The following is a 13,275-nucleotide window of genomic DNA, read 5'->3' as shown; positions in this document are numbered from 1 at the left end:
CAACAGGCACAAATACCTTAAGTATCTCCTTTTTTTTAATTACTCCCATTCCAATAGCTTCAAAGAACTAATGCAAATGTATGCTCCTTGGTAATTGCTTTGGTAATGTCGAGGACCGAATGGTTACAGTTTGAATAAGTCCATCTTTTATATCAAAATGAAATTTTAAGATAATTGGACTTCCATCAAATGTTCCTGAACACTCTGCAGATAAAACGCTTGTTTTACCTTCATGAGCTATTGACAGAGGCTTCATTACCGATTTATACTTTTTATTTGCTTCTTCTATCCACTTCTGGATAGCTTTTCTTCCAGTATGCGTTTTCCCTTCGTCAAACGCAACAGCTGTTTCAGTAAAACAGTTAGCATAAGCTAGACTGTTGTATTGGTTTTGAGCCGTTATTAAGTCAGCTATTACTTTTGGTAAATTCATGATTTGTTATTTTTATTGGATATTAAATTGTTGGTAGTGTGCCGCCATCGATGACGAATTCTGTCCCTGTTAGATAGTTCGCTCTCGGAGAAACCAGAAACCCAACCAGTTCAGCTACTTCTTCGGGCTCTGCTGGTCTTCCGAAGGGTATTCCACCCAAGGCATCTATAACGCTTTGTTGAGCCTCCTCAATAGAACAATTTGAACTCTGGGCGATCCGTTCCAGAAAATATTTAACATTTTCAGTCCTGATCCATCCTGGAGAAACTGTCAGTACCCGCACCCCTTTAGAAGTCACCTCTTTCGATAACCCTTTGCTGTAATTGATCAGGCCAGCCTTAGCTGCCGCATATGGAAGCGTTGCATCATATAAGGGAAGCCGCCCCTGGATAGAAGCAATATGAATGATCACCCCGTTTTTCTGCTCAAGCATTTGCGGTAAAAATCCCCGGTCTAATCTCACTGGTGCCAGCAGATTTGTTTGCAAGGTTTTCTCCCAGTCTTTATCGGTCAAAACCCCAAAACCACCTCCCGGGGTTTCCGATGCTCCCAGGTTGTTTACAAGGATGTCGAGCTTTTTGTGTTTTGACAAGACTTCGTTCACCACTTTTTGTGTTCCCGATTCCGTACTCAAATCTGCTGAAATAAAATGCAGATCTTTGGTGAGATTTTCAGGTGCGTTTCTTGCAGTAATAATAACAGATGCGCCAGCCTGTAGCAGCCTTTCTGCAATTGCCCTTCCGGTTCCCTTTGTTCCTCCTGTTACCAATGCAATTTTACCATTTAACTCATTGTTGTAATTCATACTGTTTTCTTTATTAAATTGATACTGCAATTTCAGACGTATGAGCTGCTTAAACAATTACGGGGAATCGAATTGCATAGGGATAAATTTGTCCCATATTGTATTTATAAGAACATTAGGTTACTTTTATACAATGCGCGAAAGAAAAACTCCTTTAAATTTGAATTGCGGCCTTGACCTGATAGGCGAGGTTTTGTATGGCAAATGGAAGATCCGTTTACTTTGGTTTATTAACGAAGGGCATAAGCGTCCGAGTGAATTACAAAGAAAAATCCCAGATGCTTCACGAAGAGTTTTGAATGTACAGCTAAACGAACTCGAAGCTCATGACTTAATTAAAAAGAAAGTGTTCGCAGTGGTTCCTCCAAAAGTGGAATATTCTTTGACACCTTTTGGAAAAACAATAATTCCTATCATTGGGGCTTTAGGTAAATGGGGCAATGAAAACGAGAAAAGATTACGTGATCTTATCCTAAATAGTAAAACAAAACTGCATGCAGAGAATTATAACAGTATTAAACAACGTAAAGCCATCAAACATGATTAAGCAATTTAATGCAAGACTCCATCATTACTGCTCCATATTAGCCACACAAACTGGTTGAAATTCAGGCAGCTATTGCCCCTGGAAAAATATCAATCTTGCTGCCCTGATTAAAACGTCCGAATTGTACGGCCTTGCCCTCCCCAGGTATTTCAATGACAACATCCACATTGTGCATGTATTCGTTCGCTCCTCTGGCCGAACCGGTCTCCTGGCATTACATATTGATTACTACTTAAGTCTTGAATTTCAACAAGGGTTTCTATAAACTGGTTCGACATTTGTCCAGCCGCCCGACTTAAATCTATTAGCCCCTTCAAGTCATTGGATTTTAAGGGGCTTTTCGTTCGAAGTATTCTTGTGAAGCTCTTTATTCTCCTCTAATATTATCTGTTCAGCACAACACTACAAAAGCGCCTTATAAAAGGCTTTCCGATAGGTTTCAGAAACAGGAATTCTTTCCTTGCCTATGAGAATACGATCGCCCTCTACAGCTTCTATTTTGGAAAGCGATACTATAAATGATTTATGAACTCTGCAAAACACAGATGAGGGTAAACGTTCCTCCAGATCACCGAAGGTTTCAGACGTTAAAAGTTTATCCTTTATACAGTAAATTTTCCGGTAATCCCGTGCACCTTCAATAAAAAGAATGTCTTCCAGGTTAATTTTTTCCAGGCGGTAAGCAGTTTTGAAAAACAAATAGCCTGGTATATTTTTTAAAGAGGGTTGTATCCACTTCTGTGCTTTCAATACCGCAGATAAAAATCGTTCAAATGAATAAGGCTTAAGCAGGTAATCAACCACTTCCATTTCAAATGCTTTAAGCGCGAATTGCTCATAAGCTGTAGTTAGAATGACCCGCGGAGGCTGAGGTAGCGCTTGTAGCAACTGAATACCAGTGAGCCCTTCCATTTGAATATCCAAAAAGAGAAGATCCACCTCGTTTCCCTGCAGTACAGGCAACGCTTTCAAAGCGCTGTCGTAGGTTTGCAACAAGCGCAAAAAAGGGATCTGCTGCACGTACTCCTTTGTACGTAGCATTGCAAGCGGTTCATCCTCGATTATAATACAACTCAATTGTTTCATAAGTTGATGCTGCATTTGACAATAAAGGTATTTTGCAGGGGCTGAACTTCCAAGCTGTAACGCCCGGAATACAGTAATTCTATTCTTTGCCGCACCAGGGGCAATCCAAGGCCGCTACCCACGGCTGAAGTAACTTTATTGACAGAATAATTATTCCGGCAATAAAAGTTTACCATTCTTTCTTTTGTCTGTAATTGTATCAGGATCGGTTCCGCCCCTTCGCTTGTAACTCCATGTTTTAAGGCATTCTCTATAAATGGCAGAAATAATAAGGGGGCGATCCTGAGGTCGCTCATATCGCCTTCAACCTCCAGCTTTATCCAATCATCGGAAGTTTTTCGGATTTTCTGAAGTTCTATATAATACCGGACGAATTGTATTTCCTCTTCCAGGGGAATACTATCCAGTGCCCCCTTGTAAAGCATGTATCGCAACATCCCGGAAAGCTGTTGAAGATACATAGATGCCTTAGCTGGTTCCTTTCCAATAAGCACATCTATATTGTTAATCGTATTGAACAAAAAATGAGGTTGCAATTGCCCTTTTAATAACGCCAATTCTGTTTCAAGATTCTTTTTTTGAAGCGCCTCTTTTGCGCGCAGTTCCAGGTACCAGTGAAAAAATCCCCTGAGCGCGGTGGCCGCAATGCCATGCACCAGGGAATACAGGAAGAAGACGATTAAAAAAGGCCATATCAATCCTTTTTCTATGACATTCGTAAAATAATAAAGGATACCAATAATGAGGACTGTCATGAAGAGGGAAACACAGGCACCCGTAAGCAGGCCGGCTATTATAAATGCATTCAATTTCCTTAACGCCAGGTAGCGCAGGAACCATATCCGGTAAAATGGATAAAACGAAAGCATGGCGGTTAGAAGACAAACAAACAAATAAGCCAGCACATCTTCATCTAAAAACATATTCTTTCCGCCTCGGCCAAGAAAGAGGAGAAAAATACACAGGCATCCATATAGCACCCAGTAAAGCAGGTGGCCAATAAAAACAGCATATCGATTCATAAACTATTTGATTAGCGTGGCTTTTAGCGTTTCTTTCGGCAGTTGTAACAAAAAACCTGTTACCGCATTTTTCCTGTCCTTTAAAAACCTGATCGAGCTTCCTTTTTCACCGGAAAGTATAAAAACGTTTTCCTCTATGGGAAGCAGCTGATAGTACTCCGTCGCAGAAACCGACAGATTTAATTTGCCATTTTCTTTTAAAGATACATTGATAGTATCCCCTACCAATTCATAGCAACCTGTATAAGTCTTAAATGCTGGTTGCGCTAGGGGTTGCGATAAAACCTGTTTCATAAACCGTATTGGTGCTAAAGTTGGCTCAAAAGGTATGGAAAGACTTTCAATATATCCATTCGGGTGCATCTGGAATTGCAAAAGCTGTGTTGGCTGGTTAAGATCGGGCAACTCTTCAATGGTAAATTCTACTCCCCGGAATGCGTCATACTGCTGTGGCCATAGCCACCATGTGTGGGTGCCCAAGTAGGCAAAAAGGGAGTCAGCCCGTTGCGAAATAGTGAGGTGGCCATAACCGGGATGTTCATAAGAACCAGCGTAACACTCCAACGGATGCGTAGGAGGAATGACTTCTTCTGCAGCGGACGTTTTTTTTGAAAGATTTTTGTAATTGTTCCTGCTTGGTTTCGATGCTGTTGATCGGCTTATGGCAGGCAATTGCAAAAAATAATCGGCGATCGTATTGCGCACGAGAGCGGGCAACTCAGACCCGTCACGGTTGCAGAGCACTATTATACCCAGGCTGTCTGTAGGAAAAAAACAGGCATTGCTTGTAAACCCATCAATATTGCCGCCATGCTCTACCCTGTAATGTCCCCGGTAGTTTGACAACCACCATCCAAAACCATAGTTGGACAAATACGAGTCTGGCTGATCTTTCGTGGGTAGTGCGGCTTTCGTGACAATTTGCGATGAAATGGCTTGTGCACGAAAAGGAGCCGGGATGATGGCATTGCCATTTATCCAACATGATAACCAGCGTGCCATATCCAGCACCGTACTGTTAAGCCCTCCTGCCGGAGCCATCAGTTGGATCGTAGCATGGTAAGGTACTTGTCTTATTTTGTTATTAACCGTTTTATAACCAAGCGCTGCTTCTTTGTCCTGTAACAGGCTGTCGCGCCAGAAATAGCTTCTTCGCATTTGCAAAGGTCCTAATATGTATTGCTGGATGGCCGCTTCATAAGGCAGACCGGAAACTTTCTCAGCAATCATACCCAGCAAAAAGTAACCCCAGTTATTGTACTGCCACTTTTCCCCGATCCTTGCATTGGGTTCAAGGTATGCCAAACGTTGGATCATGCTATCGCGGGTGCGGGCTGCCAAAAAATACCAGGAAAACTCATGGCGTGGAAGCCCGCTACGATGACAAAGCAGGTCTCTGACTGTTATTCGCTCATTCATCTCTTCGTTGTAAAATCTACATTCCGGCAAAAGATTGCGCACCGGAGCATCCAGTGTAATGTTGGGGCTCAGGGAGCCTATTAAAGCGGCCGTCATAGCTTTGGTTATGGAACCAACCGGGAAAACCGTTTCACAAGTGACGGGTAGGCGCCGTTGAAAATCGCGGTACCCAAATCCGCGGGCATAAATTAAACTGTCTTTTTGTATAACAGCAACAGCAATGCCCGGCTCTCCCCTCTTTTGCACCATGCGCAGTAATATGCTGTCGAGGCCAATAGTTGATTGCGCCGTTGTGCATTCATTACAAAATAAAAAAAATATACTTGCTATAAAGCTTTGAAAGAAAGGTTTGGCATTGGAAAGTCGCATATCTTTATTTTGCAACAATTTGGCTCACGGAACCGATTGTGCAAACTTGCTTCTGCGTATAGTTCATTATTTCCTGCAAAAAGAGATTATCAGCCTGCAAAATTTATCGATGGCAGCCTGTAATTGCAATGATCTACAGGCTTTTTTATACTTCCTCGTATTAAATACTATCAGAGAAATCAAATTTCGGTTGACTGTCGCTGGTCTCCAGCCAATAAGTATACCCCACTCCCCTGACCAGCAAACGGCAACGGGCACTTGTCGATCCATATTTTTCAGTGATCCAAAACGGCTAATGCTAACAGCGCCTCTACCATTTTTAATATTTGCTCACTCTCATAAAAAAAGAAATTGTCCAAGTTTGATTTCAGCGGCAAAAAAGCATTTTTCTCAACAAAAATATATCCTGCGGTTTAGACCGCATATTCGTTCGGGTATGTGGTCGCGGGCGTTAACCGTTAGCTCTGTGCCAAGCTGTACGGAAAGATAAACTACCGCCATCGCCAGCCCAAAACGAAAACAAAAAGACAACCTCCATAAGCTGTAGCAGATACATACCGGTATAGAGGGAATAAACCGTTTAATTCAATTATTATTGAGTTTTTTCGGAGAGATTCATATTTCATGCGTGGCCCATTTTTAGCATAAATACGTATTAAATAAATAAATGGAATACCTGGTATGGGTGGTGACAATAGGTATTGCTGCTTTAGGTATGGCCTGGATGCCGACCGTCAGTAACCTCATTCGTATTTCCTACTCAATAGTGTATATCCTTTTGGGTATCTTACTGTTTTCAATAGTACCCATGCTGCCATATGCAGATCCACTCTATTATTCTCAGTTTACCTTGCATTTAACCGAAACCGTTGTTTTAGTTGCACTTATGGGATCGGGACTCAAGATCGATCAGCCATTCTCTTTTAAGGAATGGAGGTACCCATTAAGACTGGTAAGTGTGGGTATGATAAGCTGCATTGCAGTTACGGCTTTGGCAGCCTGGGCAGTCACCGGTATGGATCTTGCCTCGGCCTTGCTGCTAGGCGCCATACTTTCACCTACTGACCCTGTGCTTGCTTCTGATGTTCAGGTTGAGCCCCCACATGAAGGAGTAAAAGATACTGTAAAGTTTACCCTTACTGCTGAAGGCGGAATGAACGATGGAACAGCCTTTCCTTTTGTATGGCTCGGCATTTTAATGGCCACCGGTTCATTTGCCGAACCAGGCGCATGGATGGAATGGACTGGCTTTTACTTTCTGTATAAGCTGCTTTGTGGTTTGGCAGTTGGGTTCCTCCTGGGAAAGGTGTTCGGGTACGTTTTGTTCTCATTACCAGAAAAATACCGGGCGGCACGCATCGAGGACGGGTTTGTGGCTCTTTCCATTACGATGGTTGTATACGGCTGTACCGAGCTATTGAACGGGTATGGTTTTATTGCCGTTTTCACATGTGCCGTAACGCTTAGAAATTATGAGATGGGCCACGCGCTGCATCGCACTTTGCATGCTTTCAGCGACCAAATTGAACGTATGCTGGTGGCCATTGTACTGCTACTTTTTGGGGGAAGCCTCGTAAACGGAATACTGAACCACCTAAGCTGGCCTCAGGTTATTCTGGGAGTAAGCTTTTTACTCATTATACGCCCAATAGTCACATGGCTTACCCTTAGCAGAACAAAACTGAAATTCCGGGAAAGGTCTTTCCTTAGCTTTTTTGGGATTCGCGGTGTTGGCTCATTATATTATATGAGCTTTGCGACGCAACAAATTTCTTTGCCCTGGCTTACATCAATGTGGTCAACTGTTGCATTCGTTATTCTGCTCTCTGTTGTTATCCACGGCCTTACTGCTTCTGCAGCGATCAGCAAACTGGAAAATTTTCGAAAAAAAAGTAAGATCAATTGAGGGCACCTATTTTTTATCCGGCAAGGACACACTAACAGTACTGAGTGAAGCCTGGTATGCTTTTATATTATGTAAGTATAAAGACAATGAAACAGGTAATACTGATACACAATCCTTCAGCAGGAAATGAAGAGCATAGCCGCGAAAAGCTGGTGGAACAGATCGAAAAAGGAGGTCTTTCGTGTAGATATTACTCTACAAAGGAACAAGAGTGGAAGGATATTGATTACCATGCTGATATACTTGCCATTGCGGGCGGCGATGGAACTATAAGAAAAGTGATAAAGCAAGTGCTTAAACAAAAGCATAATATCCCGATAGGCATTCTGCCACTAGGAACGGCCAATAATATCGCCAAATCACTTGAGATAAGCGGCGCTACCAAACAAATCATCCGGTCATGGAAATCGGCCTCCATAAAAAAAATAGACATTGGCTGGTTATACAATGTGCCGGAAGAAAGTTTTTTCCTGGAAGGTTTTGGCTTTGGCATCTTTCCCTACCTTATGAAAGAAATGAAAAAAAGGGATATCCAGTACAAGGCTCCGGAAGACGAACTAAAAGGAGCATTGAAGATCTTATATGAGATACTGTTATCTTATGAGCCCCGCAAATGTCATTTGGAAATCGACGGCACAGACCATTCCGGCAAGTTTTATATGGTGGAAGTAATGAATATTCGGTCCATTGGGCCGAATCTGGTATTGGACCCTTACGCAAATCCTGGTGACGGAGAACTGGAGGTGATCCTGATCTCAGAGGCCCATAAGGACAAATTTGCTGCATATCTTTTGCAGAAGCTGGCGAATGGTGAGGACGAATACCAGTTCCATACATTAAAAGGTAAACAGATAAAGATCAGGTTTGACGGCAAACATCTTCATGCAGACGATAAACTCCTGAAGGTAGAGAAGGAGACCGACATCCTTATTGAGATAAAGGAAAAATTTCTGGAGCTGCTGGTTCCCACCGGTAATGTTTAATTCATTGTGTAAATTGGTTAAGTAACTGTTTTAAAGAGAACAGTCCGCAGGCAACGTGAATCGAAGTGAGACGGAGTTGACCCGCAGGACCGATGACTTATAGCCGGGTTTTACAACCTCACCACATTCACAAAATAAACATCATTTTCTCTCAGCTCCAGCTCCTTTAAAAAAATCATCCCGCTGTTTACTGAAATGATCTCTGTGAACACCGGTGATCCATTATTTTCTTTCTTTATTTGTTCTACCTGCTGCCTGTTAAGCTGCGAAGGCTTTTGCATCGACAAATAGGTGGAATAAGCATCATTGCTCCGGTAACCTACTTTATACACTTCAAGCGAATACATACCGGCCGGGAGATTCGCAATATTGACCTTTAATTTTCCCTTAGTTTTTGCGGGCAGGTCGCGGATATAATAATCCTGGTTATGAACTGAATCGCCGGGATGGGTGTTGGTGAAATCCCAGGCCAGTATTTGCATATTCCCGGATGCATCTTTGCATACCCAGGAAGCGGAATCCGTATTCAGCAATTCGATATTCCCCAGCCGGTTCAGGAACTGATAGGCATAGAACACCGGCTTATTAATGCCCTGGATGGTCAACATGCCAAAGCCGCCATGAAAAGGGGTAAAGCGCGGCCCGGCTTCTTCAAAAATATCGGTGAACACCCAGTACGACATGGAGTTTGCTGCATTGCCAACCTGTTTCAGCTTTTGCAGCACATAAGCCGCTTCGTGATAGCTGTCGTGAATAGGATCTGCCGGCGTATAGGATGCACTCCATTCCGTGTAATGCAGTTCCAACTGCGGCAATGGTGACGCTGCGATCTCTTTGCGCGACTGTAGCACATCTGCACTAACGCTCATAGGATTTTTATCGAGTACGGTTCCTGAGTTACCAAACTCATCCAGGTATCCCTGTTTTACTCCATAGGCATGGGTGCTTATAAAATCGATGGGTACATTATTCTTATGACAATAGGCAATCAACTCAGGTTCCCAGGCGGCGCCAGCCGTTCCTGGTCCACCAACGCGGTATTCCCTGTTCACATCTTTAACTGCCAAGGCGGTATACTTGTACAATTTGAAATAATCTTCCTGGGTTCCGCTCCAGAATCCGGGTGATAAATTGGGTTCGTTCCATACTTCAAAATACCAGGTCTTTACCTCATCGGCACCATAACGTTCTGTGAAATGTTGGGTAAGCGTTCGAACCAGGCCAGCCCACTTTTCGTGATCTTTCGGCGGCGTTACATTCCCCCGCCACCAAAAAATTGTTTGATCACCGCTGGCAAGCGCTCCGGGCATGAAGCCCAGTTCTACAAAAGGCTTCATGCCTATACTGTGCAGAAAATCGAACAGCGCATCGATGTACATGAAATTGTACTCCGGGTTCCCCCGTTTATCTTCTTTGTAAACAGCCATATCGTCTGTTAAAAGCCCATGCATCCGGATATACCTGAATCCACATTCTTTTTTCACATATGCCAGTTGCTGCTGCCAGTCGGCCCGCAAACCTTCATTTGCCCGGCCGGCGCCTACACATGCTTTGAACATCGTGTTCAAAGGGCCTTTTTGCCGGTTGTAATCAATACTGATTCGCCTTTCGGGTATTTCCACCTTTTTGCCAGCTCTGTTTTGGGCAAAAGCAAAATTACCTGCCACAGCGGCAAGCACAAATAAAATGATCCTGTTTTGTTTCATATAAAACCTTTATATCTTCTATTGCAATTCCTGATCGATAAAAGCGCCCCGATTACATCGGGACGCTTTACGATCTCCTTTTTTTCAGCGTTCATAGGGGTACAAAAATGTGTTCTTATATTACCTGATCTTTACAACCCTGATATTGTCAAATGCAGCGTTGAATCCCGTGGCGGTGGCCGAAGGGGAATTATTGATCAGCCAGATATTTACACTGCCAGAAGCGGAACTGCCTAATAGCGCTGTCAACGAAGCCGCTGCTGTACCGGTGCCATTATTCGTAAGGAACATCGAGAGCGGGATAGTAACGGTTTGCCAGCCTGTGGTCGAATAATTAAAGTTGTTTCCGTCTGCATCTTTCCAGGGCTCATAGCGGCCTACATAGGCGGTATTATAGTCCTTTACAACAAAAATAGACCCGCCATTCCAGGGACCTGGAACATTCACTTCAAACTTCAACGCATAATCACCTATTGGCACATTCAAACTATCGGTTGGCACCCATTGAACGCTATTGGTGTTGATGCTCCTCCCGCCATTCCACCAGCTCCACTCGTTCGGATTTAATGGCGGATCGGTCATGATCGCATAATTACCCCTGTTGCCGGTAAAAAGCGAGTTGTTGTTGCTGGTACTCGTGGCTCCCCAGCTATAGGTGTTTACATCATCAAAATTGCAAAGGGCGCCGGTCTTAACATCGTTCATATTATATACAGTAGCCGCAGTACCAGATGCCGTGGTGATCACCAATGGTGCGCTTTGGCTGAGGGAAGGCACAATAAACCCTACCGATGTGCCGTCATTGGCTTCCTGCCAGGCGGCTACGGGCGAACCGGCGAATGTGATACTTTTTATAAAAAAGAAATTCAACCCATATACGCGAACAGAATCACCGGCATTGGCATTCTCGTTTGAAACGCTTTCTATAGTGGGTGGCGGCGCCACTATATCGAATGAAAATGTAGTAGATCCGTTGGGCGTAACATACCGTATTGTATTGAGCTGATCAGCAGCAATGGAAGGAAAAGGGATCACCGCTGGCACCTGTACGGCGGCGCTGGTGTCTGAGAACAGGGCACTGTTGAAAGAAGCAGGCACGCCATTGAAAAATATTTGCGTAGCCCCCTGCAAATTATGCCCCAGCAACACGATCCATTGCCCGGGTATCATGCTGTTGAGTATTGAGTCGCCGGGAGCAAGCGCAAAATTGCGTACGCCCGTTATCACCGGCGTATTCGAGGTTTCTTTTTTGCATGCCGGCAGCGATGCAGCTATTACCAGCAGGCATAACAGTAAGCAGCAGTGAACAGATCTATATAATATCTTTTTCATTATTATCACTTTTTTTGTTTGACAGGAAAACCCACCGAGGGATGCCACACACTTCTATCCGCATAGTACATGTGTGGCCAGCTGGTTAATAATAAGCCACCGGCGGCTCCGACAATTTCGGATTGGCCGTTAGTTCGGTAGACGGAAGAGGCAATGTAAATGTGTTGACAGTGGCTGGCGTAATGGCTACATTGTAAGGGGTTGGTGTAGCAATGCCATTGCTGTAGGTAAACAGTTGCCGCTTCTGGTTATTGATAGCATCAATGGCTTTTTGCGGGTTGTAATAGGAAAGTCTTACCAGGTCGAACCAGAAGTGGCTTTCATAGGCCAGTTCAATCCTTCTTTCCCTGAACAGCGTATCGGCCGTGATCAATGGTGCCGGATCTACGCCCGCCCTGGTCCTTACCTTATTGAAGAACTTCAGGGCTTCCGCATCGGTGGTAGAAGCATTATTGCCCAAAATGGCTTCTGCATATACAAGATACACATCGGCTAAACGCAGAATAGCATTATGCTCGATAGACGACCAGCCATCCATGGTTGGTGAATTGTTATCGGCAGCGGTGCCCACAATATGTTTTTTAAGATTGCATCCGGTTGCTTTGTAGCCACCACCGGCTGCATTCAGTTCGGGATAAAAATCGCCGGTGAGCATAAAAGACGCTTTTCGCCGTATTGAATCCTGTTGTGTATATAAAGTATACAGGTCGTAGGTGGGCCCGATGGCGCCGCCCCAGCCGCCACTGCCTGTTACCAGGTCGCTGCTGGGCGCAAATTGCGCCTGGAGCGCATTGCCATATGCATAACCAACGCCCGGCGACCATTGCAATGCAAATAAAGATTCCGGGTTATCGTTGTACTGGGTTCTGAACAAATTATAATAGCTGGGCAAAAGCGTTAAACCGCTTTTATTGCACACATTGCCTGCATATAGCTTCGCGCTGTCTAACAAAGCCTGGTCACGGGTTATATGCTGGTCGAGACCTGCCCAGGTTAAATACACTTTGCTCAACATGCCCTGGGCCGACCAGGTAGTTAGTCTGCCTGCTGCATCTGAAGCGGGCAGATGTTGCGCCGCAAAGGTTAAATCGGAAGCAATGAACTTATATACATCGGGCACCATATTACGGCGTAATAATGGGGAATCTATCAATTTGGTATTGTCTTCTATTACCGGTACTGCTCCCCATAACTGTACCAGGTGAAAATAAGCGGTAGCCCGAATGAACCTGGCTTCGGCCAGTGCCGCATTCACATCTTTAGCAGGAATGCTGGCAGGCGCCTTTGCGCTGATGGCATTGATGGTAACATTGCATTGCGCTACGATCTTAAAAAAACCACGCCATGTATTGGCAAGCTGGCTGTTGTCGCCTGTAATGGAAAAGGTAGTGAACTGTACGAGGTCGGCATTATAAGGCTGCAGCAGATTGCCGCTTAAGATATCGCCAATTCCCAGGTAAGGGAAATAATTCCAGTCGAACCAGATCGGACCGCCATACAGGGCGGCTGTAGCGAGCCTTAGATCAGCCGTGGTCTTATAAAAATTATCTGATGTAACCTGTGAGAGCGAGGGGCGGTCGAGAAAACGCTTCCCGCAACTTACTATACCTGCCAGCACAAACAGCAGTGGAATAAATATCTTATATGTTGATTTCATCTTGATCTTG

At 44.2% G+C, this 13,275-nt stretch carries 11 protein-coding genes; 3 read left to right on the top strand and 8 right to left on the bottom strand.

What is annotated here, in order from left to right:
* Window positions 1-67: 67 nt before the first annotated feature.
* Complete coding sequence (locus JT717_RS24200; protein ID WP_205513621.1) at window positions 68-433, bottom strand: nuclear transport factor 2 family protein; 366 nt, start codon at window positions 431-433, stop codon at window positions 68-70.
* A 22-nt stretch (window positions 434-455) separates the two neighbouring features.
* Entirely contained in the window at window positions 456-1,238 is a 783-nt protein-coding gene (locus tag JT717_RS24195) for an SDR family oxidoreductase (protein WP_205513620.1), read from the bottom strand.
* A gap of 133 nt (window positions 1,239-1,371) precedes the next feature.
* Between JT717_RS24195 and JT717_RS24190 the strand changes: the two genes are divergently transcribed.
* Window positions 1,372-1,785, top strand: coding sequence for a winged helix-turn-helix transcriptional regulator (locus tag JT717_RS24190; RefSeq protein ID WP_205513619.1), 414 nt, complete (start codon window positions 1,372-1,374; stop codon window positions 1,783-1,785).
* Window positions 1,786-2,187: 402 nt separating this feature from the next.
* Here JT717_RS24190 and JT717_RS24185 read toward each other — a convergent pair whose 3' ends face one another.
* From JT717_RS24185 to JT717_RS24175, 3 genes are read right to left on the bottom strand one after another with little or no spacing between them, the layout of a single operon-like run.
* On the bottom strand, window positions 2,188-2,871 hold the full coding sequence (locus JT717_RS24185; RefSeq protein WP_205513618.1) for a LytR/AlgR family response regulator transcription factor: 684 nt from the start codon (window positions 2,869-2,871) through the stop codon (window positions 2,188-2,190).
* Window positions 2,868-3,893: a sensor histidine kinase gene (locus JT717_RS24180; protein ID WP_205513617.1), complete on the bottom strand. Its 1,026-nt coding sequence runs from the start codon at window positions 3,891-3,893 to the stop codon at window positions 2,868-2,870. The genes JT717_RS24185 and JT717_RS24180 overlap by 4 nt, the downstream gene beginning before the upstream one ends.
* A gap of 3 nt (window positions 3,894-3,896) precedes the next feature.
* Entirely contained in the window at window positions 3,897-5,681 is a 1,785-nt protein-coding gene (locus tag JT717_RS24175) for a serine hydrolase (RefSeq protein WP_205513616.1), read from the bottom strand.
* A 667-nt stretch (window positions 5,682-6,348) separates the two neighbouring features.
* On the opposite strand from JT717_RS24175, the gene JT717_RS24170 reads away from it, so the two are divergent.
* Together JT717_RS24170 and JT717_RS24165 are read left to right on the top strand one after the other, a co-directional pair.
* On the top strand, window positions 6,349-7,587 hold the full coding sequence (locus tag JT717_RS24170) for a cation:proton antiporter (protein ID WP_205513615.1): 1,239 nt from the start codon (window positions 6,349-6,351) through the stop codon (window positions 7,585-7,587).
* An 86-nt stretch (window positions 7,588-7,673) separates the two neighbouring features.
* A complete protein-coding gene (locus JT717_RS24165; RefSeq protein WP_205513614.1) occupies window positions 7,674-8,570 on the top strand; it encodes a diacylglycerol/lipid kinase family protein in 897 nt (298 codons plus the stop codon).
* 110 nt (window positions 8,571-8,680) lie between these two features.
* Here JT717_RS24165 and JT717_RS24160 read toward each other — a convergent pair whose 3' ends face one another.
* The 3 genes from JT717_RS24160 to JT717_RS24150 all read right to left on the bottom strand — a co-directional run bounded on the left by JT717_RS24160 (window position 8,681) and on the right by JT717_RS24150 (window position 13,265).
* On the bottom strand, window positions 8,681-10,276 hold the full coding sequence (locus JT717_RS24160; RefSeq protein ID WP_205513613.1) for a GH39 family glycosyl hydrolase: 1,596 nt from the start codon (window positions 10,274-10,276) through the stop codon (window positions 8,681-8,683).
* 120 nt (window positions 10,277-10,396) lie between these two features.
* Entirely contained in the window at window positions 10,397-11,608 is a 1,212-nt protein-coding gene (locus tag JT717_RS24155) for a glycan-binding surface protein (protein ID WP_205513612.1), read from the bottom strand.
* Between the two features lie 85 nt (window positions 11,609-11,693).
* Complete coding sequence (locus tag JT717_RS24150) at window positions 11,694-13,265, bottom strand: RagB/SusD family nutrient uptake outer membrane protein (protein WP_205513611.1); 1,572 nt, start codon at window positions 13,263-13,265, stop codon at window positions 11,694-11,696.
* Window positions 13,266-13,275: the final 10 nt, after the last annotated feature.

This window comes from Longitalea arenae, from assembly GCF_016924755.1.
GTDB classification, from domain to species: Bacteria; Bacteroidota; Bacteroidia; order Chitinophagales; family Chitinophagaceae; genus Niastella; species Niastella arenae.
The sequence above is the reverse complement of the archived record's forward strand: the minus strand, read 5'-3'. Positions and strand labels throughout refer to the sequence as shown.

Excerpts from the sequence above, each read along its gene's own strand:
- JT717_RS24200 (WP_205513621.1), bottom strand. The coding sequence starts at position 433 with ATGAATTTACCAAAAGTAATAGCTGACTTAATAACGGCTCAAAACCAA.
- JT717_RS24195 (WP_205513620.1), bottom strand. The coding sequence starts at position 1,238 with ATGAATTACAACAATGAGTTAAATGGTAAAATTGCATTGGTAACAGGA.
- JT717_RS24190 (WP_205513619.1), top strand. The coding sequence starts at position 1,372 with ATGCGCGAAAGAAAAACTCCTTTAAATTTGAATTGCGGCCTTGACCTG.
- JT717_RS24185 (WP_205513618.1), bottom strand. The coding sequence starts at position 2,871 with ATGAAACAATTGAGTTGTATTATAATCGAGGATGAACCGCTTGCAATG.
- JT717_RS24180 (WP_205513617.1), bottom strand. The coding sequence starts at position 3,893 with ATGAATCGATATGCTGTTTTTATTGGCCACCTGCTTTACTGGGTGCTA.
- JT717_RS24175 (WP_205513616.1), bottom strand. The coding sequence starts at position 5,681 with ATGCGACTTTCCAATGCCAAACCTTTCTTTCAAAGCTTTATAGCAAGT.
- JT717_RS24170 (WP_205513615.1), top strand. The coding sequence starts at position 6,349 with ATGGAATACCTGGTATGGGTGGTGACAATAGGTATTGCTGCTTTAGGT.
- JT717_RS24165 (WP_205513614.1), top strand. The coding sequence starts at position 7,674 with ATGAAACAGGTAATACTGATACACAATCCTTCAGCAGGAAATGAAGAG.
- JT717_RS24160 (WP_205513613.1), bottom strand. The coding sequence starts at position 10,276 with ATGAAACAAAACAGGATCATTTTATTTGTGCTTGCCGCTGTGGCAGGT.
- JT717_RS24155 (WP_205513612.1), bottom strand. The coding sequence starts at position 11,608 with ATGAAAAAGATATTATATAGATCTGTTCACTGCTGCTTACTGTTATGC.
- JT717_RS24150 (WP_205513611.1), bottom strand. The coding sequence starts at position 13,265 with ATGAAATCAACATATAAGATATTTATTCCACTGCTGTTTGTGCTGGCA.